Source organism: Polaromonas sp. (genome assembly GCF_030680935.1).
GTDB lineage: Bacteria > Pseudomonadota > Gammaproteobacteria > Burkholderiales > Burkholderiaceae_C > Polaromonas.
Window position 1 is genome coordinate 1 of the sequence record NZ_JAUXUP010000010.1, and the last position, 24,672, is coordinate 24,672.

Annotated in this window: 19 protein-coding genes and 1 tRNA gene; 5 read left to right on the plus strand and 15 right to left on the minus strand. The window is 62.2% G+C overall.

Going from position 1 to position 24,672, the window contains the following annotated elements; translation table 11 throughout:
* Positions 1-10 precede the first annotated feature (10 nt).
* The 8 genes from Q8L50_RS02855 to trpE all read right to left on the minus strand — a co-directional run bounded on the left by Q8L50_RS02855 (position 11) and on the right by trpE (position 6,666).
* Positions 11-96, minus strand: a tRNA-Tyr gene (locus Q8L50_RS02855).
* A 62-nt stretch (positions 97-158) separates the two neighbouring features.
* Positions 159-929: a uracil-DNA glycosylase gene (locus Q8L50_RS02860; protein ID WP_305347140.1), complete on the minus strand. Its 771-nt coding sequence runs from the start codon at positions 927-929 to the stop codon at positions 159-161.
* A gap of 16 nt (positions 930-945) precedes the next feature.
* The gene (trpC, locus tag Q8L50_RS02865; RefSeq protein ID WP_305347141.1) at positions 946-1,746 is read right to left on the minus strand and encodes an indole-3-glycerol phosphate synthase TrpC; all 801 of its coding nucleotides are present in this window, start codon (positions 1,744-1,746) and stop codon (positions 946-948) included.
* Between the two features lie 3 nt (positions 1,747-1,749).
* Positions 1,750-2,793, minus strand: a complete 1,044-nt coding sequence (trpD, locus tag Q8L50_RS02870) for an anthranilate phosphoribosyltransferase (protein ID WP_305347142.1) — start codon at positions 2,791-2,793, stop codon at positions 1,750-1,752.
* A gap of 26 nt (positions 2,794-2,819) precedes the next feature.
* On the minus strand, positions 2,820-3,470 hold the full coding sequence (locus tag Q8L50_RS02875; RefSeq protein WP_305347143.1) for a LysE family translocator: 651 nt from the start codon (positions 3,468-3,470) through the stop codon (positions 2,820-2,822).
* A 10-nt stretch (positions 3,471-3,480) separates the two neighbouring features.
* The gene (ltaE, locus tag Q8L50_RS02880) at positions 3,481-4,521 is read right to left on the minus strand and encodes a low-specificity L-threonine aldolase (protein WP_305347144.1); all 1,041 of its coding nucleotides are present in this window, start codon (positions 4,519-4,521) and stop codon (positions 3,481-3,483) included.
* A gap of 57 nt (positions 4,522-4,578) precedes the next feature.
* Positions 4,579-5,163 carry an aminodeoxychorismate/anthranilate synthase component II gene (locus Q8L50_RS02885; RefSeq protein ID WP_305347145.1) on the minus strand — a complete coding sequence of 195 codons (585 nt, stop codon included), beginning with the start codon at positions 5,161-5,163 and terminating at the stop codon, positions 4,579-4,581.
* A gap of 3 nt (positions 5,164-5,166) precedes the next feature.
* On the minus strand, positions 5,167-6,666 hold the full coding sequence (gene trpE / locus Q8L50_RS02890; protein WP_305347146.1) for an anthranilate synthase component I: 1,500 nt from the start codon (positions 6,664-6,666) through the stop codon (positions 5,167-5,169).
* 353 nt (positions 6,667-7,019) lie between these two features.
* Between trpE and Q8L50_RS02895 the strand changes: the two genes are divergently transcribed.
* The gene (locus Q8L50_RS02895) at positions 7,020-7,607 is read left to right on the plus strand and encodes a chalcone isomerase family protein (protein WP_305347147.1); all 588 of its coding nucleotides are present in this window, start codon (positions 7,020-7,022) and stop codon (positions 7,605-7,607) included.
* 24 nt (positions 7,608-7,631) lie between these two features.
* Here the strand turns inward: Q8L50_RS02895 and Q8L50_RS02900 are convergent, their stop codons facing one another.
* From Q8L50_RS02900 to rpe, 4 genes are all read right to left on the minus strand, one after another.
* On the minus strand, positions 7,632-8,312 hold the full coding sequence (locus tag Q8L50_RS02900; RefSeq protein ID WP_370869738.1) for an HAD-IA family hydrolase: 681 nt from the start codon (positions 8,310-8,312) through the stop codon (positions 7,632-7,634).
* Between the two features lie 73 nt (positions 8,313-8,385).
* On the minus strand, positions 8,386-10,923 hold the full coding sequence (locus Q8L50_RS02905; protein ID WP_305347149.1) for a PAS domain S-box protein: 2,538 nt from the start codon (positions 10,921-10,923) through the stop codon (positions 8,386-8,388).
* 39 nt (positions 10,924-10,962) lie between these two features.
* A complete protein-coding gene (locus Q8L50_RS02910) occupies positions 10,963-12,660 on the minus strand; it encodes an adenylate/guanylate cyclase domain-containing protein (protein WP_305347150.1) in 1,698 nt (565 codons plus the stop codon).
* A gap of 43 nt (positions 12,661-12,703) precedes the next feature.
* Positions 12,704-13,402 carry a ribulose-phosphate 3-epimerase gene (rpe, locus tag Q8L50_RS02915; protein ID WP_305347151.1) on the minus strand — a complete coding sequence of 233 codons (699 nt, stop codon included), beginning with the start codon at positions 13,400-13,402 and terminating at the stop codon, positions 12,704-12,706.
* Positions 13,403-13,500: 98 nt separating this feature from the next.
* Here rpe and apaG point away from each other — a divergent pair, with 98 nt between their 5' ends.
* The 4 genes from apaG to Q8L50_RS02935 all read left to right on the plus strand — a co-directional run bounded on the left by apaG (position 13,501) and on the right by Q8L50_RS02935 (position 18,592).
* A complete protein-coding gene (apaG, locus tag Q8L50_RS02920; protein ID WP_305347193.1) occupies positions 13,501-13,905 on the plus strand; it encodes a Co2+/Mg2+ efflux protein ApaG in 405 nt (134 codons plus the stop codon).
* A 14-nt stretch (positions 13,906-13,919) separates the two neighbouring features.
* A complete protein-coding gene (locus Q8L50_RS02925; RefSeq protein WP_305347152.1) occupies positions 13,920-15,902 on the plus strand; it encodes a site-specific recombinase in 1,983 nt (660 codons plus the stop codon).
* Between the two features lie 283 nt (positions 15,903-16,185).
* Positions 16,186-17,442: a cation:proton antiporter gene (locus Q8L50_RS02930; protein ID WP_305347153.1), complete on the plus strand. Its 1,257-nt coding sequence runs from the start codon at positions 16,186-16,188 to the stop codon at positions 17,440-17,442.
* On the plus strand, positions 17,435-18,592 hold the full coding sequence (locus tag Q8L50_RS02935) for a YbdK family carboxylate-amine ligase (protein WP_305347154.1): 1,158 nt from the start codon (positions 17,435-17,437) through the stop codon (positions 18,590-18,592). Before Q8L50_RS02930 ends, Q8L50_RS02935 begins: the two co-directional genes overlap by 8 nt.
* Here the strand turns inward: Q8L50_RS02935 and Q8L50_RS02940 are convergent.
* The 3 genes from Q8L50_RS02940 to Q8L50_RS02950 all read right to left on the minus strand — a co-directional run bounded on the left by Q8L50_RS02940 (position 18,573) and on the right by Q8L50_RS02950 (position 24,664).
* Positions 18,573-21,158, minus strand: a complete 2,586-nt coding sequence (locus tag Q8L50_RS02940) for a DUF1631 family protein (RefSeq protein ID WP_305347155.1) — start codon at positions 21,156-21,158, stop codon at positions 18,573-18,575. The two genes, Q8L50_RS02935 and Q8L50_RS02940, sit on opposite strands and share 20 nt — an antisense overlap.
* Positions 21,159-21,612: 454 nt before the next feature.
* On the minus strand, positions 21,613-22,197 hold the full coding sequence (locus Q8L50_RS02945) for a fasciclin domain-containing protein (protein WP_305347156.1): 585 nt from the start codon (positions 22,195-22,197) through the stop codon (positions 21,613-21,615).
* Between the two features lie 250 nt (positions 22,198-22,447).
* The gene (locus Q8L50_RS02950; RefSeq protein WP_305347157.1) at positions 22,448-24,664 is read right to left on the minus strand and encodes a malate synthase G; all 2,217 of its coding nucleotides are present in this window, start codon (positions 24,662-24,664) and stop codon (positions 22,448-22,450) included.
* Positions 24,665-24,672: the final 8 nt, after the last annotated feature.

Sequence of the window (24,672 nt, forward strand, 5' to 3'; positions counted from 1 at the left end):
AATTTATCGCTGGTGGAGAGGGCTGGATTCGAACCAGCGTACTCGTTAGAGGGCAGATTTACAGTCTGCTGCCATTAACCACTCGGCCACCTCTCCTTTGGCGAACCTCAGATTATGCCATGGAAATTTGACATCCGGCAATCCTGAACAACAAGTGCTTACCAGTGAATACGGCTCTGCCCCTGCCCCTGCAAAAAGAGGTTGGCAGCGCTGAAATGCCCACAGCCAATGAAGGGCACGGGCGGACGCAAAGCCGACAGCGGCGAAGGGTGATTAGCCGTCAGCACCAGGTGCCGCGCAGGAATCAGCGCCTGTTTGGTCTGCGCGTGGGCGCCCCAGAGCATGAACACCACCGGCTCGGGCTTGGCTGCCACCGCAGCCATGAGCAGGTCGGTCAGCACTTCCCAGCCCTGTCTGGAATGGCTGGCGGCCTGGCCTTCTTCCACGGTCAGGCTGGTGTTGAGCAGCAACACCCCCTGGCCAGCCCAGCGTTCCAGCGATCCACCGCTGTGTGGTTCGGTATCGACGGCCAGATCCCGAACCAGCTCCTTGAAGATGTTGCGCAGGCTGGGCGGCGGCCTGACGCCGTCAGGCACCGAAAAAGCGAGTCCCTGGGCCTGCCCGGGGCCATGGTAGGGGTCCTGACCCAGAATCACGACACGCACATCGGCCAGTGGCGTCAGGGCCAAGGCCCGAAACGGCTGGGGCGGATAGACGACTGCGCCGGCGGCCAGTCGCCGCTCCATAAAGGCACCCAGTTGCTGGCCAGCCTGACTGGCCAAAAACCGGCCGACAACCGGCGCCCAGTCAGCGGCCAGCGGCCAGTCGGCCGGGTTCCAGCGGGACAGATGCCGGCCGTGCCCTGGGCCTTCGGGGAGCGGTTTTGGCAGGTTTTCAAAGGCCAAATCGGCCTGTAGCCCTTGTGACATAAGCGCAAGCAGCTATTTAATTTATAGCGTCGGGAAACAGGGCCGCAAGCGCAACGCCGGGATCCTCGGCGCGCATGAAGGCCTCGCCGACCAGGAAGGCGTTGACCCCGGCCCCGCGCAACCGCGCCACATCGGCCGGGGTCGTGATGCCGGACTCAGTCACCAGCAGGCGGTCGGCCGGAACGTCCTGCAGCAGGCTCAGCGTGGTATCCAGCGACACCTCGAAGGTCTGCAGGTTGCGGTTATTGATGCCCAGCAAGGGCGTCTTGAGCTTGAGTGCACGCTCCAGCTCGACGCGGTTGTGCACCTCCACCAGCACAGCCATGTCCAGCGACAGGGCCAACGCCTCCAGCGATTGCATTTGCTCATCGTCCAGGCAGGCGGCGATCAAGAGGATGCAGTCCGCGCCCATGACACGCGACTCATAGACCTGGTAGGGATCGACAATAAAGTCCTTGCGCAATACCGGCAGGTCGCAGGACGCCCTCGCCTGCTTCAGGTAATCGACGCTGCCCTGGAAAAAATCCTTGTCAGTAAGTACTGACAAGCAAGCAGCCCCATGCTCCGCATAGCTTTGAGCAATATCCGCCGGAATAAAATCAGGCCGCAACACGCCTTTGGAAGGGCTGGCCTTCTTGACCTCGGCGATCACCGCGGGCTTGCCGGCGGCGAGTTTGGCGCGCAGGGCGCCGGCGAAGTCCCGCGTCAGCACCCGCGATTCGGCATCGAAACGCACCGCATCCAGTGGTTTGCGGCGCGTCGCCGCGGCCACTTCCTGGTGCTTGACGGCAACAATCTTGTTGAGGATGTCGGACATGGTTCAGGCCGCCAGGGCTTGGGAGGTGGCAACCAGCTGGTCCAGCTTGCCCTGGGCCGCGCCGGAATCGATGGCCTCTCGCGCCAGCGCGATGCCGGCTTTCATGCTGTCGGCGACATTGGCGGCATACAGCGCGGCGCCGGCATTGAGGATCACGATGTCGCGCGCTGCGCCGGGCTCCTTGTTCAGCACCCCCTTGAGCATGGCCATCGACTGCTCGGGCGTTTCCACCCGCAGCGTGCGGTTGCTGGCCATGGCCAGGCCGAAGTCCTCGGGATGAATCTCGTATTCGGTGATTTCACCGCCCTTGAGCTCGCCGACCACGGTGGCTGCACCCAGCGACACCTCGTCCATGCCGTCCTTGCCGTAAACCACCAGCGCATGTTCGGCGCCCAGGCGCTGCAAGGCACGCACCTGGATGCCGACCAGGTCGGGGTGGAACACGCCCATCAGGATGTTGGGCGCGTCGGCCGGGTTGGTCAGCGGCCCGAGGATGTTGAAGATGGTGCGTACGCCGAGCTCCTTGCGGACAGGCGCGACATTTTTCATCGCCGGATGGTGATTCGGCGCAAACATGAAGCCGACGCCGACATCCGCGATGCATTGGGCAATCGCCTCGGGCTTCAGGTTGATGTTGATGCCCAGGGCTTCGAGCACGTCGGCGCTGCCGGACTTGCTGCTGACGCTGCGTCCGCCATGTTTGCTGACCTTGGCGCCGGCCGCCGCCGCGACAAACATCGAGCAGGTCGAGATGTTGAAGGTGTGCGAACCGTCGCCGCCGGTGCCGACGATGTCCACCAGGTGCGTCTTGTCGGCCACGTGGACCTTGGTGGAAAACTCACGCATCACCTGCGCCGCCGCGGTGATTTCGCCGATGGTTTCCTTCTTGACGCGCAAGCCGGTGATCAGCGCGGCCATCATGACGGGCGAGAGCTCGCCGCTCATGATCAGGCGCATGATCTTGAGCATCTCGTCGTGGAAGATCTCGCGGTGTTCAATCGTGCGCTGCAGCGCTTCCTGGGGCGTGATTTTGTTGCTCATGGGCATGTCGTGCTCTTCTCTTGTCTCTTGATTTAGTCGGTGGGATTGTCGGTCAGCGCCAGCTTGATGCCAAACCCGATGAACATCAGGCCGGCGGCGCGGTCCAGCCAGTGCATGCCCCGCTGTACCGCATCGCGCCTGGCCATCCACGCGGCGGCCAGGGCCCAGCCCACATTGACAGGGATGGCGTTGAGGTTGAACAACATGCCCAGCAGCGCAAAAGCCAGCGCCGGGTTGGCGGCGTCGGGCGTTATGAACTGCGGCACAAAGGCCAGAAAAAAAATCGCCACCTTGGGATTGAGCACATTCGTCCAGAACCCGCCAACAAACACCTCCTTGAGCGGGCGCTGCGGTTCGCTGGCGGCCACTGCTCTCAGGTCGGTGCTCGCCTGCGGGCGCCTGGAAAACAGGATCTTGATGCCTGTCCACAGCAGGTAGGCCGCGCCCAGCCACTTGAGCACCATGAACGCCGCGCTAGAAGCGGCCAGCAACGCACCGACACCGACTGCAGCCGCGAAGATGTGGACAAAACAGCCCGCCGTGATGCCCAAGCCGGCCACGACACCCGCACGTGCGCCGGAGCGCAGGGAGTGGGTCACGATGTAGAGCACATCGGGACCCGGCGTCAGGTTAAGCAACCAGCCAGCGGCGATGAAAAGCAGAAGATGCTGAAAGTCGGGCACGGCTTGCTCCTCAAGCTTTGAAGAATTTCCGAATGGCGGCGACAGCGCGGTCCACGCCGCCAGTGTCCACATCCAGGTGGGTGACGAAACGCAGGCGGTAAAGCCCCGTCGCCTCAATACCCTGACCCGCCAGGTGTTTGAGCAGTGCGGCCGACTGCGCCCTGGCCTCACCCGTCAAGTCCACAAACACGATATTGGTTTGCGGTGCCTCGACCTGCAGGCCCTCGATACCAGCCAGGCCATCTGCCAGATGGCGGGCCAGCGCATGATCCTGCGCCAGACGATTCACATGGTGATCCAGGGCGTACGAAGCCGCCGCGGCCAGCAGGCCCGCCTGCCGCATACCGCCGCCGGCCATCTTTCGGATGCGATGCGCGCGGGCGACGAATTCGCGTGAGCCGCACAGGGCAGAGCCAACCGGGGCGCCGAGGCCCTTGCTGAAACACACCGAAACGCTGTCAAAACACTGCGCGATACGCCGTGCCTCATCCAGCGGGTTGCTGCCGGTTTGCGCGGCCTGCGCCACGGCGGCATTAAAAAGTCGCGCGCCATCCAGATGGCGGCTCAAGTCTTTGCTTTTTGCCAGCGCCGTGGCCTGCTTCACATAGTCGAAGGGCAACAATTTGCCGCCCAGAGTGTTCTCCAGCGCCAGCAGCCGGGTCCGCGCAAAGTGTGCATCATCCGGCTTGATGGCCGCTTCGATGTCGGCCAGGGCCAGCGTGCCGTCGGGCTGGTGATTCAGCGGCTGAGGCTGCACGCTGCCAAACACCGCGGCGCCGCCACCTTCCCAGCGATAGCAGTGCGCCATTTGCCCCACGATGTACTCGTCACCGCGCTGGCAATGGGCCAGGATGGCGCACAGGTTGCTCTGGGTGCCGGTGGGCACAAACAGGGCCGCTTCAAACCCCAGCATGCCGGCGATTTTTTCCTGCAAGGCATTGACGCTGGGGTCAGCGCCGAACACGTCGTCGCCCAGCGGGGCTCCCAGCATGGCCGCACGCATGGCCGCTGTGGGCCGGGTCACGGTGTCACTGCGCAGATCAACCATCATTTTGGCCTCCAGCTCATAAGCAGCAGGCGCGAGCAGCTACTAAATTTATAGCAATTTTCATGCGGCCTGCACCAGAAAGTTCTTCAGCATGGCGTGGCCGTGCTCAGTGAGGATGGATTCCGGGTGAAACTGCACGCCCTGAATCGGAAGCTCCTTGTGGCGCACACCCATGATTTCTCCGTCGTCGGTCCAGGCCGTGACGGCCAGCACCTCGGGGCAGGACGCTTTCTCTATTGCCAGCGAGTGGTAGCGGTTGACGGTGAACTGCGCCGGCAGGTCGGCGAACACGCCCTGCCGCGTGGTGCTGATCACGCTGGTCTTGCCGTGCATCAGCTGCTGTGCCCGGACGATCTTGCCGCCAAAGGCCGCACCCACCGCCTGGTGACCCAGGCAGACGCCCAGGATCGGCAGCTTGCCGGCAAAGTGCTGGATGGCCGCCACCGAAATACCGGCTTCCGCCGGGGAACAGGGGCCGGGTGAGACCACCAGTAGGTCCGGCGCGCGTTCGGCAATGCCTTCAACGGTGATTTCGTCGTTGCGGAACACCTCGACCTCGGCACCGAGTTCGCCAAAATACTGGACGATGTTGTAGGTGAAGGAGTCGTAGTTGTCGATCATCAACAGTTTGAGTTTGCCGCTCATGATTTACTCCAGACCTTCTTCAACCAGCTCAGAGGCACGCAACAAGGCCCGCGCCTTGGCTTCGGTCTCTTTCCACTCCAGCTCGGCCACCGAGTCGGCCACCACGCCGGCCGCCGCCTGCACGTAAAGCATCTGGTCCTTGATCACACCGGTGCGGATCGCAATCGCCACATCCATGTCGCCGGCATAACTGAGGTAGCCGCAGGCGCCGCCGTACACGCCGCGCTTGGTCGGCTCAAGCTGATCAATCAGCTCCATCGCGTGAACCTTGGGCGCGCCGGTCAGCGTGCCTGCCGGAAAACTGGCCTTGAGCACATCCATGCTGGTCATGCCGTCGAGCAACACGCCCTCGACATTGCTGACGATGTGCATGACGTGGCTGTAGCGCTCGACTGAAAACGCCTCCGTCACCTTGACCGAGCCGGTTTTTGCGATGCGGCCAATGTCGTTGCGCGCCAGGTCGATCAGCATGACGTGTTCGGCGCGTTCTTTCGGGTCGTTGATCAGTTCCTGCTCGACCGCCGCATCGGCTTCGGGGGATGAAGCGCGGGGGCGCGTGCCGGCCAGCGGCCGCACTGTGATTTTCTGTCCCTGCTCCACCTGCTCCTGGCGCACCAGGATTTCCGGCGAGGCCCCAACCACGTGGAAATCCCCGAAGTGGTAGTAATACATGTAGGGGGAAGGGTTCAGCGAACGCAGTGCGCGATAAAGGGACAGGGGCGACTCGGTATACCGCTTCTTGATGCGTTGGCCAACCTGCACCTGCATGAAGTCACCGGCCTCGATCAGCCGCTTGGCGCGTTCCACAGCGGCGAGGTAGTCTGCCTTGGCAAAATCGCGCTCGGCCGGGTAGCCCTGGGTGGGCTTGACCACCGGCGCACTGACCGAGTACTTGAGTTGCTCTTTCAGTTCACGCAGCCGCTTTTTGGCACTCGCATACGCCTCGGGCAAGGCTGGGTCGGCATACACAATCAGGTAGAGCTTGCCCGACAGGTTGTCGATCACCGCCAGCTCTTCACACTGCAAGAGCAGGATGTCGGGGCAGCCCAGCGTGTCGGGCGGGCAAGAGGCTTCCAGCTTTTTCTCGATGTAGCGCACCGTGTCGTAGCCAAAATAACCGGCCAGGCCGCCGCAAAAGCGCGGCAATCCGGGTCGCAGCGCCACTTTGAAACGCTTCTGGTAATCGTTGATGAAATCCAGCGGATTGACTTTGGAGGTTTCAATGACCTGCCCATCCCGCACCACTTCGGTCAGCACATCGGCGCCAAACCCGCTGGCCCGGACCAGCGTGCGCGCCGGCAGGCCGATGAAGCTGTAGCGTCCAAAACGCTCGCCGCCGACCACGGATTCCAACAGAAAGCTGAATTTTCCGCCGTCCCGGGAGTGGGCCAGCTTGAGGTAAAGCGACAGCGGGGTTTCGAGATCGGCAAAGGCCTCGGCCATCAGCGGAATGCGGTTATAGCCTTGCTGCGCAAGGCTTTTGAATTCAAGTTCAGAGATCACGGTGGTGTCCTTTTGCCGGTGACAAACACCCTCTGGTGCTATCACCCTCATTCACGAGGCCCGTGTGCGGGGCCGGGATGCCCGCACGGCAGCGCGGGCGCATCAACATCTGCAAGCCAGAGGCCGCGGCCTCAAGGGGCGGCGAAGTCAGGCCCGCCAGGGCCAGGCTCCCCGGTCGCTGCTACCTGTTTTTATGATGCGGTGAATGAACATAAGAGCCGGAAGTGTATCAAACCACTTGCGCTTATCGATCAGCATCGGCTCATACTCGCAAACCCTGTTGCCCTTACGCCATTTCGCTTACAAAATGCTACAAAACGAACGCTCGTTCTATTTCTATTAAGGAGATGACCATGAAGATGATCAAACGACTGACCTTGGCCCTGCTTGCAGGCCTGCTGGCCGTGGGGGCCACTGCGGCCACTGTTGAAGTGGGTGGCGTCAAACTCGAGGACAACATTGATCTGCGCGGCAGCAAGCTGGTGCTCAATGGTGCGGGCGTGCGTTACAAAGCCGTGTTCAAGGTCTACACGGCCGGCCTGTATCTGGGCAAAAAAGCCGCCACCCCGGAAGAAGTGTTTGCAACCCCCGGCCCCAAGCGGCTGCATATCACTCTTCTGCGTGAAATCGATTCGAACGAGCTCGGGAAAAATTTCACCGCCGGATTCACCGACAACGCCCCCAAAACGGAAATGTCCAAGCTGATCCCGGGTTTGATCAGAATGGGGCAAATTTTCTCTGACCAGAAAAAGCTGCTGGCCGGTGAAACCTTCTCCATCGACTGGGTGCCCGGCACCGGAACCGTCATCACGGTCAAGGGAGTGCCACAAGGCGAGCCGTTCAAGGAGCCGGAGTTTTTCAATGCGCTGATGCGCATCTGGCTTGGCTCCAAGCCCGCTGACTGGCAACTCAAGGACGCGCTGCTCGGCAAGGCCGCCTGAACCGGGCCCCAGCCACTGACAACACTAACGGGGCGCAGGCCCCGTTGTTATTTCAATCCGGGCCAGATCAATTTCGGCCAGCGTATCAACAAAGCCGTCGGCGTCCACGCCGCGCACCGGCTCGCCATGGTTGTAGCCATAGGTCACCAGCAGCACCGGGCAACCAGCGGCACGGGCCGCAGCGGCGTCATTGCTGGAGTCGCCAATCATCAGCGTGCGGGCCGGCAGGCTTTGCAGCGCCTCACAGGTCCTGAGCAAGGGCAAGGGGTCGGGCTTTTTGCGCTCAAACGAGTCGCCGCCAAACACCTGCAGGAAAAAGCCATCGAGCCCCTTGGACTTGAGCAGGGGCCGCGCAAAGGCGATCGGCTTGTTGGTCAGGCAGGCCAGCCGCAGGCCCTGGCTTTCCAACAGCTTCAAGCCGTCGGTCACACCTGGATAAACATCGGCATGCTGCCCGTTGATGGCCAGGTAATGGCGCTGGTAGCTGCGCCAGGCTGCAGCGTACAGATCGGCACCTGCTCCTGAATTGATAGCTTCTTGCGCACAACCAGCATGGGCTGGAGGCCTTTTTTTCACATACTCCAGGATTGACCGGATCAAATGCTCCGAGCCCTTGCCCACCAGTGACTGCACGACGCCTCGATCCACCTGCGCCAATGAAAGATCGCCCAGCATGCGGTTCAGGGCAACCACAAAGTCACCCATGGTGTCCACCAGGGTGCCGTCCAGGTCGATGATGGCGGCGTCAAATGCACCCGTGCCCGGCCGGAACAATAGCTCAGCGCTCACATACGTCCGATCCAGAAGCGCCCGCCCGGCCCGATATGGCCAGCCGCAAACTGCCCAGCAATCGCCGCTCATCAATCGGCTTGTCCAACCAGTCAAAAACCGCCAGGGTGGCACTGGCGTGTTGCCTGGCTTCTGCTGCAGTCACCGACAGCACCAAAATGGGAATGTCTGCCGTGCGCGCCTCCTGCCGCAGTGCATGAATCAGCTCCAGGCCGCTCTCATATGGCAGCTTCACATCGACCGTCATGGCCACATAACTGTCGGTCTTGAGGCACTCCCTGGCCTGTGCTGCGGTATGGGCTACATCGGCGTCAAACCCGCCTTTGTCGAGCATCATGGCGATCAGCTGCGCCACATCCGGATCGTCCTCACAGACCAACACCCGGGGACGACTGATGCCGTCCAGCCCCATGGGAGCCGTCACCGGGGGCGCTTCGCGCCACTCGGGCAGCTCAAAGTAGAAAGTCGTCCCGACGTTGACTTTGGACGCAAACGCAATGCTGCCGTCCATGCGCTCCATCATTGCCTTGACGATGTTCAGCCCCAGGCCGGTGCCACCTTTTTGCCGGGTGTCCGATGAGTCGGCCTGAGAGAACTTCTGGAAAATCCGCCCGCGAAACTCCTCCGGTATACCCGGCCCGTCGTCGCTGACCTCCACCCGCACCCGGCCCGCATGCCGCCCGAGCATCACTCGCACGGTGCCTTCCGGCGGCGAAAACTTGATGGCGTTGGACAAGAGGTTGGCCATGACCTGAAGCAGGCGGTCGCTGTCCACGTTCACGCGCAGTGCCAGGCGTGGCGCCTGAAGCGCGAGTTTGACTTTGTGCTGCGCGGCAAAGCCCTGATTGTCGGCCAGCGCCTGCTCCATCAGCGGCAGCATCTCCATCGGCCTGAGCTCAAACTGCATCTTGCCGGATTCTATTTTTTCGCTGTCCAGAATATCGTTGATCAGGCGAATCAATCGTTCACAATTGTTTTTGGCGATCTCCACCAGGCTGTGTGCCTTGTCCGGCAGCACACCTGCGATGCCCCCCGAGATCAGGCCCAGCGACCCGCGAATGGACGTCAGCGGGGTACGCAGCTCATGGCTGACGGTCGACACAAACTCGCTTTTCATGCGGTCAATCCGCTTGAGCTCGGAGATGTCGGTGCCGAGTGAAAAAAACCCGACGACCTTGTCTTCCTCTTCCTCTTCGCCGTAACGCGGCAAATAACTCATCACGTATTCGCGCTTTTCGCCGTTGGGGGTTGTATGCTCGCGCTCATAACGCACTGCATACCCGGCCAGCACCTCATCGACCTTCTCGCTCACTTCGGCATACAGCGCCGGCCCCATGACTTCGAGCATGGTTTTCCCCTGAATCTTCGCGCGCGGCAGGCCGAATACTTCTTCATACGCCTTGTTGTGAAACCGGAAATACCGGTCCCTGTCCACATAGGCGATCAGCGCGGGGACGTTGTCGGTCAATTGACGCATCTGCGCCTCACTGTCGCGCAACGCGTCGGCGATCTGTTTGCTTTCTGTGACGTCGCGGATGATGGCGGTGAAAAGCCGCTGGCCTCCCACATTGACATCGCCAAACGAGGCGCGAACGGGAAATTCCTTGCCATCGCGGCGCTGCCCCATCACCTGGGTGTCAGACTCCCGAAAACCGGGGCGTCGCAAGGCCAGCGACTCAAAAAAGGCCCGAAAGGCCATCCGATACCGCTCCGGCAGCAGCAGCGCGACATGTTGCCCCTGCAACTCCTGCAGGGTGTAGCCAAAAAGCTGCCTTGCAGCAGTGTTCGCATTGACCACCAGACCCGCCTGCGTGACCGTCACCACACCATCGGCCATGCTTTCAGCCACCGCACTGGCAAGCGCCTCACTGTCTGCCAGCTTTTCCTGAACGCGCAGGCGTTTGGCCTGGGTCCGGAAAATCATGATCGCCGCCCAAAGCAGGACGCCCAAAGACAGCACGCCGCCCGCGACGATCAGGTATTTGACGTTCTGCGCGTTTTCGCGCGCCGCCTCCCGGGCGCTGTCGAGTGTGCGGATTTCGCCACTTCTGATACGCGGCAACAGCGCCGCTATCTCGTCGTTGAGCTTGCGGTTCAGTTCATTGCCAACAAACGCCGCAGCTGCTTCAACTCCGGCGGTACGTCCCACTTCCACCGCACGCTCCATCAGCTGGATGCGCCCCGACATCGCGCTTTCAAGCGTTCGCCAGTCCTCTAGTTCCCCGCTGGCGCCACGCACCGCAAGCACCTGGGGCAAGGCCTGCTGCAGTTTCATGCTGGCCTGGCGGTAGAGGGCAAGGTCGGAATCTGTGCGCGTCAGCAGGTAGCGGCGCTGCAAGGACTCGGTGGTTTTGAAATCGGAAATCACCGACTCCAGGAAAAGCAGCGTTTCCTGAGTCTGCGCTTCCTGCTCTGTACCGCGAATCAGGGAGTTGATGGTCAGGTACGACGCGGTGATGCTCCCGGCAATCAGTACCACGCCCACACTCAGGGCGGTGATGATGGTGGGGCGAAAAGGCAGTTTCATGGATTCAGCACTTTTGTATTTCCCGGTGCAGCAGACCGGTCAGGGCGCTGGCGTTACTGTTGCCAGGCCCGCGTCCAGCGCAGCCATCAGCTCGCCCAGCGAATCCTCCAGCGGCATCAACAGACCTTCAATTACCTCACGAGGCTGCGCCTCATGAATAGCCTGCTCCAGAGCCCCGGCGTCCAGCGGCACGCGGACGGCGCCGATTTGCCCTGCCACACCACGCAGCGAATGCACGAGCAGCTCGGCAGTTTTCGTGTCGCCGTCGTGCAGCGCCTGGCGAACTTTCGCCGGTGTGTCCCTGCGCCCTTCCTGAAAGCGCGTCAACATTGAAACATACAGGGTTTTCACACCCATCGCACGGCGCAAGCCCAATTCGGTGTCCAGGCCAAAAATCACCAGGGGCCAGGCCGGTTCTCCGGCAGCAGGTTTTGCAGCCGCCGGCAGCGCGGCCGCTGCGGCGGGGGCCTGCTCCAGGGTCTGCAGCAAGCCCCGCAACTGGGCTGCCGCATCCAGCCGCTGCGCAGGCGTCATGCGGGCCATGTCAATTTCAACGTGCATGCCGGCTTGCTCGCAGCGCAACACGTCCTCTGCCCCGGGCGAGGTGCTGGCGCCCGGCCTGACCACATACACCGGGATCGGGTGCGCAAACCCCTTGGCCTGAACCGCTGGCCGCGCCTCGGCCGCTATTTCGCGCTGGACAAGCGCATAGGTTTCGCTGGATATCAGGATTTCGCCGGGCTCGGCCGCCTGCTCAAGGCGCGCAGCCAGATTGACCTCGCGACCGATGATGGTGTATTCCATGCGCAGGGCGCTGCCAAAGTTGCCGACATCACAAAACCCCGAGTTGATGCCTATGCGTATCTCAAACGCCTTGTTGATACCCATCTCGCGCCAGCGCGCCTGCAACTGGCCCATGCGCAGCTGCATGGCAATGGCCATGTTGACGCATTGCACCGCATCCTCGCGAACCCCCAGCGTATGCGGATCGCCAAAAAAAATCACGATCGCGTCGCCTATGAACTTGTCCAGCGTGGCGCCGTACTCGGCGGCAATCTGCGACATTTCGGCGAAATAACTGTTCAGCAGCAAGGTGACCTCTTCGGGTTGCCATTGCGCCGTCGATTCGGTGAAGTTCTTGATGTCCGAAAAAAACACCGTGAGCTTTTTGCGCTGGGTGCGGATTTCCGCCTGACGCGAACCATCAAACAGCGATTGATAGACCTGAGGAGCCAGGTAACGGGACAGCTGCTCGGACAAATCCTTGAGCCGCCGGGCGTTGATACTGCGCTCCAGGTGCAGCTTGATGCGTGCCAGCAGGATGGGCGGGCTGATCGGCTTGGCCACGTAATCGGTGGCGCCCAGATCCAGACCTCTCTCTTCTTCATCCACGCTACCCAGCGCGGTCAGAAAAATCACCGGAATATCGGCAGTACGTGCGTCCCTACCGAGGTGTTCCAGCACCTCATATCCGTCCATGTCCGGCATCATCACATCGAGCAGGATGATGTCGGGACGCGGCTCCCGCATGGCCAGGCGCAACCCTTCGTCACCCGCCGCTGCGGCCAATACCTCGTACTTGTCCTGCAGCAGCGCCGCCAGCAGATACCGTATGTCCTCGCTGTCCTCTATCACCAGAACGCGCGCCCGCGCGCCTTCACGCCGCTCTAGTGGCTCAACCGTCCCGCCCGGCGGACCCTGCTTGTCCGATGCATCCGGTTCGCCCGCTTGATTCATGATGAGGCTCTTCCGTTCAACCCAGGCCAGGACCTGGCACCTGTCAGCCGCCGGCCAGCGCCGCCCGCATGCCGGCAATCACCGCCCGGTAATCCGGCTTGCCAAAAATAGCACTGCCGGCCACAAAGGTATCAGCGCCGGCCGCCGCCACCCGGGCGATATTGTCCAGCTTGATACCGCCGTCGACTTCAAGACGGATGTCCTTGCCCGACGCATCGATACGCTTGCGCGCCTGCTCGACCTTGCGCAGCGCCGAGTCAATGAAGCTCTGACCGCCAAAACCCGGGTTGACACTCATGATCAGGATCAGGTCTATGTCTTCAATCACCCAGTCCAGCAGGTCCAGCGGCGCAGCCGGATTGAACACCAGCCCGGCCTGGCAGCCTTTGGCCTTGATGGCCTGCACGCTGCGATGTACATGGCCCGAGGCATCGGGGTGAAAGCTGATCAGGTCGGCACCGGCATCAGCAAAGGCTGCGGCCAGCGCATCGACCGGCTGCACCATCAGGTGCACATCAATGGGTACCGGCGTGCCGTCGGCCTTTTTGGCGTGTGGCTTCAGGGCGCTGCAGATCATGGGTCCGAAGGTGAGATTGGGGACGTAATGGTTGTCCATGACGTCAAAATGGATCCAGTCAGCACCGGCTGCGATCACCGCCTCCAGCTCTTGCCCCAGCCGCGCAAAGTCAGCCGACAGCAGAGAGGGGGCAATCCGGTACACCGGTGGTGTTTTTTGGCTCATGCCGGAATTGTCGCAGCAAGCGCCCGCCATGGGTGTTACCCCGCGTTTTTTCTGCCCGGTGGCGTGCGGTTAACATGATCGCCAATCCGCCTCAAGCCATGTCCAAATACCAGTTTTCCTGCGAAGTCCTGCCCCGTTACCTGCCTGAACAATCCGCGCCCGGGCAAGAGGTGTACAGCTTCGCATATACCGTCACCATCACCAATACCGGGGGTGTGGCGGCCCAGTTGATCTCGCGCCACTGGGTCATCAGCGATGCCAAAGGCCACACCGAGGAAGTCAAAGGCCTGGGCGTGGTCGGTCATCAACCTCTGCTCAAGCCCGGTGAATCTTTCCAGTACAGCAGCGGCTCGCGCCTGCGTACGCCCACGGGCACCATGCACGGCAGCTACTTTTTTGTGGCCGAGGACGGTACGCGTTTTGAAGCGCCTGTTGCGATGTTTGTGCTGGATGCCGGTGGCGCAAGCGGGCTTGCCCCGGGCAGTGGCCGGGTATTGCACTAGCATTGCAAGGCCAGATGCTTACGCTGACTGAACTGCTGGACCGGCTTGATCCGCAGGCCGAGCTCGCGGGCCGGCATCTGTGGTTCATAGCCGCAATGGACTGGATCCGCGGGGACGGCGGCAACGCGCAGGCATCTGTAGCACGGGTACGGCTCTTTATTGATGCGGCGCAGGCTCGGCCGGGTTTTGCGAGCCAATTGCAAGCCTGGTGGCGCAGGCTGACCGAAACGGTGGACGCCACCCCGCTGCTGGCCGATTTCGGATTTGCGCCCCGCGCCGCATTTTTAAGCGAAGTGGGCGAACGCCTGCGCTACAAGTTGCTTCCCGGAACGCCGGAAACCACTCACGCTACCGAATTGTTCATGCTGCTGTTCCCGCAACCGTTTGATGCCCAATGGCTCAAGCGGCTGGATCAGGCCACGCTGACGCAGCTCGGTGACCTGCTGAGCCCGTCGGGCGCAGGCGAAGAACCCGAGCCCGGCGCGCGCAGCCTTCTGCAGGGCTGGCAGGCCACACTGCTGGAGGCGCTGACCTACTGCACCAGCCAGGTCATTGCTACCGGTTTTTCCCCGGAGTTGCGCTTGCGCATGAGCCCTGCCACTTTGCAGACGCGGCCTTTTCACGGCCTGGCGAGCGATCTGGATGCGCTGCGCGCGGCGCTGATGGCGCATGGGCTGGACAGCGGCGCCCTGCACCTGTCACTGGACCAGTTCAAAAGTCGGCTCGACGCCTGCCGCAGTGCGGCCGCGTCGGTATACAACCACCTGGATGAGCACGGCATATCGGTTGGCCTGGTGTTTCGCCTGCGGCAGATGCGCGAGCGCATCTTGCGCATCCGCGAACTGCTGGACTGCCTGCTGTCTGACAAACCCGCCGCCAGCGCCATGCAACTGCTGGCGCGGCTGGTGCTGCTGGCCGAAGAGCGGCGCAGCATACGCGCGCTGATCGCCGCCAACTCCACGCTGCTGGCCGCCAAGGTCGCCGAACGCGGCGCCGAAACCGGCGAGCGCTACATCACGCGCGACCGCGCCGCCTATGTTGACATGCTGGGCAAAGCCGCCGGTGGCGGCGCCCTGACGGCCGTCACCACACTGCTTAAATTCGGCGTGGTCACGCTGGCACTTTCGGCCTTCTGGAGTGGCTTTCTGTCCAGCGTGGTGTTTGCCGCCAGCTTCGTACTGATCCAGCTCCTGCATTTGACGCTGGCCACCAAACAGCCCGCCATGACTGCCCCCGCCATGGCAGCCAAACTCAAGGACCTGCGTTCCGTTACGGCGGTCAGCGAGTTTGTGGACGAGGTGACCCATCTGGTGCGCTCCCAGGTGGCGGCAGTGTTGGGCAACGTCCTCACCGTGGTGCCGGTGGTGGTGATCATCAGCGGCCTGATGCAATTCGGGCTGGACCGCCCGATGATCGATACCCGGGAAGCGATACATGTGCTCAACGCCCTGAGCCTGCTGGGACCCACGCTGCTCTGGGCCGCTTTCACCGGCACGGTGCTGTTTGCCGCCAGCATCATAGGCGGCTGGGTTGAAAACTGGTTTGTGCTGTATCGCCTGGCATCCAGCATGCGCTACAACCCGCGTATCACACGCGCGCTAGGCGTGGCGCGCGCACGGCGCTGGGCCGGTTTCATGCGCGACAATATTTCAGGCTTCGCTTCCAATATCTCGCTCGGTTTCATGCTCGGTCTGATCCCGCCGATCACCGGATTTTTTGGATTGTCGCTGGAAATGAGACATGTCACGCTGTCGTCGGGCCAGCTGGCTGCAGCCGCCGCGACCCTTGGCTGGGAGGTATTGCGCCAGCCAGCGCTTTGGTGGTGTGTTGCGTCCATTCCACTCATAGGCGCTCTCAACCTGGGCGTGAGTTTCTATCTGGCGTTTCGCCTGGCATTGCAGGCACACAATGTCAGCGGCGTGGACCGCGCGCGCATTCGAGCCGCCATCTGGGCGCGCTGGCGCATCCGGCCCGCCAGCTTTTTCAGGCCTGATTGACAGCTTGGCGGGCAGGGTTGGCATGGCGTCGGCTCAATCCGAGTGTCAGGGCTTGTCCTACATGCTCCGCGACTGACGCGCTGTAGAATAAAAAAGCGGTTCCATGGGTTCCGCAATGGCCCGCTCCCATCGGCGCAAACATCAGTGTGTCGCCCCAAGCACCTCCGGGCTGTCGTCCCTACCGGTTTCCACCAGGCTTGGGCAGGCGCCATCGGCCATTCTCAGCCCCCGCGAGCCGGCGTAACGGCGCAGAACTTTCATTAACCAACGGAGACCCCCTTGCATGAATGAAGTCTTGGCCATCTGGGCCGAATGGATCAGGCCCTCGGCCGGCTTGCCTACCGTCCAGTGGTCGATACTGCTGGCGGTTGCCGCCCTCACCGGTCATCTGGTGCAGCGATATGCGGGTATTCCCAAAGTAGTTGGCTACTCCATGGTTGGCGCTTTTGCCGGCCTGGCCGGCTTTACCGGCGCTGTCTGGCCCCTGCAGGGCACAGGCCTTTTTCTGCTGGAGCTTGGCGTGGCTGTTGTGCTGTTTGAAGCGGGCGGGCGGATTCCGCTGCGCTGGTTTCGTCACAACCCGATGGTGCTGGTGCAAAGCCTGGCCGAATCCAGCCTGACGTTTGTAGCCGTGTACTGGGCACTGACTTACGTGGGGGTGCGCGAGATCGTTGCCGAACCCCTGGCTCTGCTGGCCATGGCCGCCTCGCCGGCGGTGCTGTCGCGCGTCATCATGGACACCCGCGCGTCCGGCCCGGTGACCGAACGCGCGATGGTGCTCTCTACCTTGAGCACGCTGTATGCACTGACCTTTTGCAGCGCCCGCGCCGGCATGATGAACACCGCCGATCTGAGCCTGACCAACACCCTCTACCCCGTGGCGGTGGTCCTGGGCCTGTCAGTGGCGGTCGGCGCCGGCCTGGCGCTGGCCCTGCGTTCGGCCCTTCGCGTGATGAGCCCGACCAGCGAGAACACCGGCATTTTGCTGTTGGCACTGATTGCCGCGGGTGCAGCGCTGGCCGCCAATTTTGGCGGGTCGGCGCCGCTGGCCGCGCTGCTGGGCGGCATGCTGCTCAAGCAGCTCAACCCGCGCCCATGGTCCTGGCCGCGGCAAATGGGCACCGCATCGAGCATGCTGACCATGTTGATGTTTGTCCTGGTGTCCGTGGTGGCGGCTCAGGCCGACTGGAGCGGGCAGGTGGCAGGGCTGGTGGCCGCACTGGTCGTGGCGCGGGCGCTGGCCAAAATCATCGGCGTCGCGCTGGGCAATGTGGGCAGTGGCGCCAGCTGGAAACAGGCCCTGTGGGTGGGCTGCGCGATGTCGCCGATGTCATCGGTCGCGCTGCTGCTGGTGTCGCAGTTTGTGGTGGCGTCCGGCTCCATCGGTCCGCGTATTGCCAGCATTGCGTTACCGGCCATTCTGCTGATGGAAGTGCTGGGGGCCATTCTTGCCACCTTTGCCATCTACCGCGCCGGTGAAAACTCCCGGCCCTGGACACACAAACCGTGGAACAACAGCACAGGAGATCTTCGTGAGTGAACACAAAGACCGGCCGACGGCGCCGGGCGGGCTGGAGCCTTTCCAGAAATCTGAGGCGCTGTCCCTGGGCGTTGAGCTGGAGCTGCAACTGGTCAACACGCACGACTACGACCTGGCGCCCTATGCCGAGGACATGCTGCGTCTGATGCACAAAATACCGCTGCCCGGCAGCGTGGTGCCGGAGATGACGTCCAGCATGATCGAGATATCCACGGGCGTGTGCCAGTCTTCGTCGGAGGTGCTGGGGCAGCTGACGCAGATTCGCGACGCGCTGGTCAAAAGCGCGGACAAACTCAACATCGCGGTGGTCGGCGGCGGCACCCACCCTTTCCAGCAGTGGCACGAACGCCGCATTTACGACAAGCCGCGTTTTCGCGAGCTGTCCGAGCTGTATGGCTACCTGTCCAAGCAGTTCACGATTTTTGGCCAGCATGTGCATGTGGGCTGCCCTGATGCCGATACCGCGCTGCTCACGCTTCACCGCATGTCGCGCTACATACCGCACTTCATTGCACTGTCGGCCTCGTCGCCTTATGTGCAGGGGCAGGACACGGCCTTTGATTCTGCGCGGCTCAATTCAGTGTTTGCCTTTCCGCTATCGGGCCGCGCACCGTTGGCCCTGACCTGGGACGACTTCACGGTTTATTTTGAGAAGATGACACGCACTGGTGTGGTCCGCAGCATGAAGGACTTTTACTGGGACATCCGTCCCAAGCCGGAGTTTGGCACCATCGAAATCCGGGTCTTCGACACACCACTGACCGTAGGCCGGGCTGCAGCGCTGTCCGGCTATGTGCAGTCGCTGGCCTCATGGTTCATGAACGACCAGCCCTTCACGCCCACCGAAGACGACTACCTGGTCTACACCTACAACCGCTTCCAGGCCTGCCGCTTTGGGCTGGAGGCCGTGTACGTGGATCCAGCCACCGGCGAACACATGGCACTGCGGGATCACATTCTGATGACCATGGACAAGATCGGGCCGCATGCCGGGCCCCTGGGCGCCAGCAGCGGCATACACCTGCTGCGCAGCAGCGTTGAGCTGTCCAACAACGACGCGCGCTGGCTGCGCGAACTCCAGGCCAAGGAACAACTGCTGGCCGAAGTGATTCGTCAGGCCGCGCTGAAGTTCAGGGGTTTGCCGGTTTAGTGCCTGTTACCAGGCCCTGGTTGGGGTCTGCCTGCTTGACCAGGTGATCCAGCGCATGCGCCACCACGCCGTGCATCTCGACGGGTATCAGCAGGCGCTCCTTGATCAGCCGCTCGCAGCTGCGTTTGGTCATCGAATGCGGATGCCCGCCGTGGCTGACAAACATGAAAAGTGTGCCGCGTGTGCTGGCCCAGATGAGCTGGGCGCGCAACCACTGGCGCTTCGAATACAGGTCCACCCAGCTGCCTTCGCGCAGCGCCATGAGGATGTCTTCAGGCTGGCGCTCATCGTCCTCGGTGACCGACTGCGCTTGCTGGTCTTCATGCCCATAAACCGCCGCAGCATATTCGTCGTCAGGCGTTGCGCTCAACTCCGCGGGGCCTGACGCAAGGGTGTCCTCAAAACCCGCGTCATCGAGCTCTTGCGGTGCCATCCATGGCTGGCCAGCGGCCTTGGCGGTGCGTTGCGCCAGTGTGGCGGGCTGAAGGTCGCTGAGGTCAGACGCGTCATTGAAGCCGGTCATATCGGTGTCGGTGGAGGTTGACTCCAGCGGCGCAGGGCAAGACTCGGCCACATCGCGCCGACTGCGCACCCGGCGCAGCTTGAGCACTGGACGGTGCAGTTGCTCCATCGCCGCGAAAAAGGCTTCGGTCTCGCGCGGGTCCTGCCCCAGCGACGCCAGGCCGGCGTGCAACCTGGCCAGCAGGCCGGGGATCATCTCAATCAGTTTGGCGGGCCGCTTGAGGGTGACCTCGCGCTTGACGCTCCACAGCAGGTCGGTCACCAGCGAGCCATAACCCTGGGGGTCGATCTGGCGCTGGGTATCGGTCAGGCGGGCATGTGCCAGCACCAGCGCCCAGGGGCCAAAGAGGAAATCCAGCACCACCCCGGGTACCTGCGCCAGGTCAGCGCGCGCACTCAGGTCGAAAGCGATCTGGTCGGCCTTGAGTTGCCGCTCTTCGGCGAACTGCATGTTCTGCCGGATATGGCCGCGCTGCGCCTGCTCCTGCTGGTCCTGCCCGTCCCATAGCTCGATCAGCGCGTTCAGCGCCGCGGCAAAGGGGCGGGCGTCGTTTATCGCGCTTGCATTGAGTGCATTGAAGGCGTCGGTGACAGACTGAAAGAAACCATCGAACTGCGGACTGCTCTCGTCCTTGTACATGAAGCTGCGCTGCGCCACGCGCTCCATCAGGCGCCTGCCTGGGTGGCTTTCGTCACTGAAAAAACGCGAGTCCACCATGGCCAGCCGAAGCAGCGAAGGCTCCAGCGCCACAATGGCTTCGCGCACCGGTACCAGCAGGCGCGGGTCTTGCGCCACGCGGCTGACGAGTTTTCTGACCACCTCCATGCCCAGCACCTGGCCGACGCGGGTGGCGTCTTTTTTCAACTGGGTGTGGACCAGCGCACGCTCGCGGGCGCGCCCATACACGCCCCAGACCTGGGAGCTGAGCTGGCTCAGCACATCCACAATGCCCGAAGCGCCCTCGGCGTCATCCGCATCCTGCGCGGGAAGCGGCTGGCGTTGCGGGTCGCTGCGGGTTCCTGAATAGCTGTGTCCCGTGCCGTTCACAGCCACAGCCGAGGATGGAGGTTCCGCCCGCAGGGGCGCCGGGGCAGAGTCGCGCGCGGCCTTCAGCGCGATCAGCTCTTCTTCGATGGTGGCGTAATAAGCGGGTGCCAGTCCATGGCCAGCGGTGCTGCGGTCACCCGAGAGGAAATTGTGAAAAAGCGCATTCCTGATGTCGTGGTTGGACAGATCGGCGAAGTGGGCAGGGCGGAACGGCTCCTCGTCAGAGGCATATCCGCCCGCAGGCCCGGCCGCGTTGCGCGCGCTGCCGCTGGCCGTTGCACCTGGGCCGCCCGGTCCGCCCGTCCGCTTGCCAGTGGCCGCCGGTGTGGGCAACACGCGGTAGCTGGCAGTGCGTACCTGGGCCAACTCAAGCACATTGATCAACCTTTCGTAAACCCGCTTGAGCTCACGCCCCAGAGGCTCAGCCAGGTGTTTGGCCCACAACACACTGACGGCGGGTTCTACCGGCGCCGCAAGCAACAGCGTGCGCAGGGTTTGCACATACACCGCAGGCCGCACGGGGTTGCGCTCGGGGCTGACCTGGATCAATCCCTGGGCTGAACTCATCAATCCATCAAGCTCGGTGAGCACCTGCTCCAGCATCGGCAACACCTGCTGCAGCAGGCGCGAGGCCTCAATGCCTTCTTCGACTTTCGAGTCATCCACCAGCGAGAACATGTCGTCCAGCAGCACCGGAGCCGGCCCATTGCCGGCAGCGGTCGGCAGAGAAGCGACGTCGGAGGCACCGGCAAGCTTGAACGCCGCCATCAGATCGGCCGGGTACCGCGCGCACCAGGCGTCTTTGTGCTTCAAAAGCTCGCGCCAGGCCATCCCCAGCTCATCGCGCTCTGCCACTTTCATGCTCTGGGTTTCAGCCACCTGCAGCGCCGAGACCGCATGGCCTATACATTGCGCCAGCGCGGGCTGCGATGCGGCGGCGGCTTCCTTCAGGCAACGCTGAAGAACATCGGCCGACGGCGCGAGGGTGGAAGGCAAGGTCGATAACAAGATGGCATCCCGTCCAGTGAATTTGCCGGAAGTCTCCGGCACAGCCCGAAAGCGGAGTGTGGGCCGAACTGGTCCGCCAGAGATGAAGGCGGGGAAGGATCTTGTAACGATTTCTAACCCGGGCGCTAGCAAATGGACGCTGCTTACATTTGTGATCGACTTCCAGGCCAGCTGCGCGGGCAGCTGGCTGATACCCCGTTGCCAGGTTTTTGCCCCGCAGAACCAGCAGCATAAAACCGCACCAGCTCAATAGGAGCAGTCGTACTTAGCTATTATTTATATAGCAACTCGCACCTTGCCATGTGCCAGGGGCGCCTCGGCCTGACTGGTATCCGGGGCGCGCCCTGCACGCCCTGCGCAAAAAAAGCCGCCACAAACCGTTGCAGTTTGTGGCGGCTTTGGCCGGGCCCGGACAAGCAATGCCCGGAAAGAGACGACTGGCTTAGTTCGGCACCAGCACCTTGTTGACCACGTGGATCACGCCATTGGACTGGTAAACGTTGGCAATGCTGACCATGGCCGTGCCGCCTTTTTCGTCGGTCACCATCACATTGGAACCGCTGGTGGTCACGACCAGGGCGTCGCCGCTGACGGTGGTCAGTGTGGCGCGGCCATTGCCAGCCATCACGCGCTGGCTCAGTGCCGCTGCGTCGAGCTTTCCGGACACCACATGGGCCGTCAGGATTTTGGTCAGTGTGGCCTTGTTCTCAGGCTTGAGCAGGGTGGCGACCGTGCCGGCTGGCAGGGCGTCAAACGCCGCATTGGTCGGTGCAAAAACGGTGAACGGGCCGGGGGTCTTGAGCGTGTCCACCAGACCGGCTGCCTTGACTGCGGCCACCAGCGTGGTGTGGTCTTTGGAGTTGACGGCGTTGTCAATGATGTCCTTGGTCGGGAACATGGCCGCGCCGCCGACCATGACCGACGAGCCACCCGACATGCTGCTGCCGGACATACCCGTGTTGGACATGCCACCGGCACAAGCGCTGAGCAAAACGGCAACGCCGGCTGCAATAAGTAGTTTTTTCATAAAAGTGAGGCTCCTGATTTGAAGTAGATGGGTCTGTGGAATCCGCCACAGTGCGTGAGCGATGTATCCGCTTGGGAGGGATACGCCAGGCTTTGGCAACTGGATTCAAAAGAGGGCGCAAGGGCGGGTCCGTTGTAGTGATGGCCACAAAAAAGGCACCCGAGGGTGCCATTCATGTAAAAGTTTGAGTCAAATCGGACTCCAGCCCTTATCCAACAAGCGTAGACAGCTATCCAATCAATAGCAGATATCAGACACTGCCTGCCTTCACCTTGAGTCGCCAGGCATGCAGCAACGGCTCGGTATAACCACTGGGCTGTTCAAGCCCTTTGAACACCAGCTCACACGCCGCCTTGTACGCCGCCGACTTGTCAAAGTGCCCGGCCATGGGCTGGTACAGCTTGTCGCCGGCATTTTGCTTGTCCACCACAGCGGCCATGCGTTCGAAGGTCTCTGTGACTTGCGCCTTGGTGACCACGCCGTGGTGCAGCCAGTTGGCGATGTGCTGGCTGCTGATGCGCAGGGTGGCGCGGTCTTCCATCAGGCCGATGTTGTGGATATCGGGCACCTTGGAGCAGCCCACACCCTGGTCAATCCAGCGCACCACGTAACCCAGAATGCCCTGGGCGTTGTTGTCCAGCTCCTGCTGCTTCGCTTCCGGCGTCCAGTTGGGCGCGTTGGTCACAGGGATTTGCAGCAAAGCGTTCAGGATGTTGTTTCGCTCCTTGCCGGCGTCGATTTTTTCAAGGTCTTTCTGCACCTTGCTGACCTTGACCTGATGGTAATGCAGCGCATGCAGGGTGGCGCCCGTCGGGCTGGGCACCCAGGCGGTGTTGGCACCGGCTTTCGGGTGGGCAATTTTCTGCTCCATCATGGCTTTCATGAGGTCAGGCATGGCCCACATGCCTTTGCCGATCTGCGCCTTGCCGCGCAGGCCGCAGCTCAGGCCAACCAGCACGTTGTTTTTCTCGTAGGCGGCAATCCAGGCGCTGGTTTTCATGTCGCCCTTGCGGATCATGGGGCCGGCCTGCATGGCGGTGTGCATCTCGTCGCCGGTGCGGTCCAGAAAGCCGGTGTTGATGAAAGCCACGCGGCTGGAGGCGGCGGCGATACAGGCTTTGAGGTTGACGCTGGTGCGGCGCTCTTCGTCCATGATGCCCAGCTTGACGGTGCTGTCCGGCAGGCCCAGCATTTTTTCGACGCGGCTGAACAGCTCGGCGGCAAACGCGACTTCCGCCGGACCGTGCATCTTGGGCTTGACGATGTAGACCGAGCCCTTGCGTGAGTTTTTGATGCCGGGCCTGCCCTTGCGTTTCAGGTCGTGCATGGCAATCGTTGTGGTGATCACTGCGTCCAGAATGCCTTCAGGAATCTCGCGCGTCTTGCCATCGGTGCCTGTGTACAGGATGGCCGGGTTGGTCATCAGGTGGCCGACATTGCGCACAAACATCAACGACCGTCCATGCAGGCTGACCGGTTTGCCTTTGGGCGAGGTGTACTCGCGGTCGGGGTTCAGGCCACGGGTGAAAGTCTTGCCATCCTTGGTCACGCTTTCGGTCAGCGTGCCCTGCAAAATGCCCAGCCAGTTGCTGTAAGCCAGCACCTTGTCGTCGGCGTCGACCACTGCCACCGAATCTTCCAGATCCAGAATGGTGGACAAAGCCGCCTCCAGCACCAGATCGCTGACACCAGCCGGATCGGTCTTGCCAATCGGCGTGTTGCGGTCTATGCGGATGTCGATGTGCAAGCCGTTGTGCTGCAGCAGTACCGACGTTGGCGCCAACGCTTTGCCCTGGTAACCAATGAGCTGGTTCGCGTCGTCCAGTGTGGTGGTTTTGCCGCTCTTGAGCGTGACGACCAGTTTGCCGCCCTTGATGGCGTAGCTGGTGGAGTCGATGTGCGAGCCCTTGGACAGCGGCGCGGTGCGGTCCAGCACATAACGCGCGTATTCGATCACTTTGGCGCCGCGTACCGGGTTGTAGCCTTTGCCTTTTTCAGCGCCGCCGGTTTCGTCAATCACGTCGGTGCCGTACAGCGCGTCGTACAAAGAGCCCCAGCGCGCGTTGGCGGCGTTCAACGCGTAACGGGCGTTCAGGATGGGCACCACCAGCTGCGGACCAGCCTGCTTTGCCAGCTCGGCGTCGACGTTGCTGGTGGTGATGCTGACTTTTTTTGGCTGCGGTGCCAGGTAGCCGGTTTTCTCCAGAAAGGCGCGGTAGGCCTTCATGTCGGCTATGGGGCCGGGGTTGGCCTTGTGCCAGGTATCCATCTCGGTCTGCAGGCGATCGCGCTCGGCCAGCAGGGCGATGTTTTTGGGTGCCAGGTCGGCCACGATGGCACCGAAGCCTTTCCAGAACGTGGCACTGTCCACACCAGTACCCGGCAGCACCTTGTCGTCGACAAAACGTTGCAAAACCGTAGCCACCTGCAGGCCATGGAGTGATGTGCGCGGGTTGGTTGTTGTCATGGAAGAAC

Bases quoted from the DNA above. Each gene is read 5' to 3' on its own strand.
- trpC (WP_305347141.1), bottom strand. From the start codon at position 1,746: ATGTCCGACATCCTCAACAAGATTGTTGCCGTCAAGCACCAGGAAGTG.
- Q8L50_RS02910 (WP_305347150.1), bottom strand. From the start codon at position 12,660: ATGAATCAAGCGGGCGAACCGGATGCATCGGACAAGCAGGGTCCGCCG.
- Q8L50_RS02885 (WP_305347145.1), bottom strand. From the start codon at position 5,163: ATGAGCGGCAAACTCAAACTGTTGATGATCGACAACTACGACTCCTTC.
- Q8L50_RS02950 (WP_305347157.1), bottom strand. From the start codon at position 24,664: ATGACAACAACCAACCCGCGCACATCACTCCATGGCCTGCAGGTGGCT.
- rpe (WP_305347151.1), bottom strand. From the start codon at position 13,402: ATGAGCCAAAAAACACCACCGGTGTACCGGATTGCCCCCTCTCTGCTG.
- Q8L50_RS02930 (WP_305347153.1), top strand. From the start codon at position 16,186: ATGAATGAAGTCTTGGCCATCTGGGCCGAATGGATCAGGCCCTCGGCC.
- Q8L50_RS02925 (WP_305347152.1), top strand. From the start codon at position 13,920: ATGCTTACGCTGACTGAACTGCTGGACCGGCTTGATCCGCAGGCCGAG.
- Q8L50_RS02905 (WP_305347149.1), bottom strand. From the start codon at position 10,923: ATGAAACTGCCTTTTCGCCCCACCATCATCACCGCCCTGAGTGTGGGC.
- ltaE (WP_305347144.1), bottom strand. From the start codon at position 4,521: ATGATGGTTGATCTGCGCAGTGACACCGTGACCCGGCCCACAGCGGCC.
- Q8L50_RS02945 (WP_305347156.1), bottom strand. From the start codon at position 22,197: ATGAAAAAACTACTTATTGCAGCCGGCGTTGCCGTTTTGCTCAGCGCT.
- Q8L50_RS02900 (WP_370869738.1), bottom strand. From the start codon at position 8,312: ATGGGTGACTTTGTGGTTGCCCTGAACCGCATGCTGGGCGATCTTTCA.
- trpD (WP_305347142.1), bottom strand. From the start codon at position 2,793: ATGCCCATGAGCAACAAAATCACGCCCCAGGAAGCGCTGCAGCGCACG.
- Q8L50_RS02860 (WP_305347140.1), bottom strand. From the start codon at position 929: ATGTCACAAGGGCTACAGGCCGATTTGGCCTTTGAAAACCTGCCAAAA.
- Q8L50_RS02895 (WP_305347147.1), top strand. From the start codon at position 7,020: ATGAAGATGATCAAACGACTGACCTTGGCCCTGCTTGCAGGCCTGCTG.
- apaG (WP_305347193.1), top strand. From the start codon at position 13,501: ATGTCCAAATACCAGTTTTCCTGCGAAGTCCTGCCCCGTTACCTGCCT.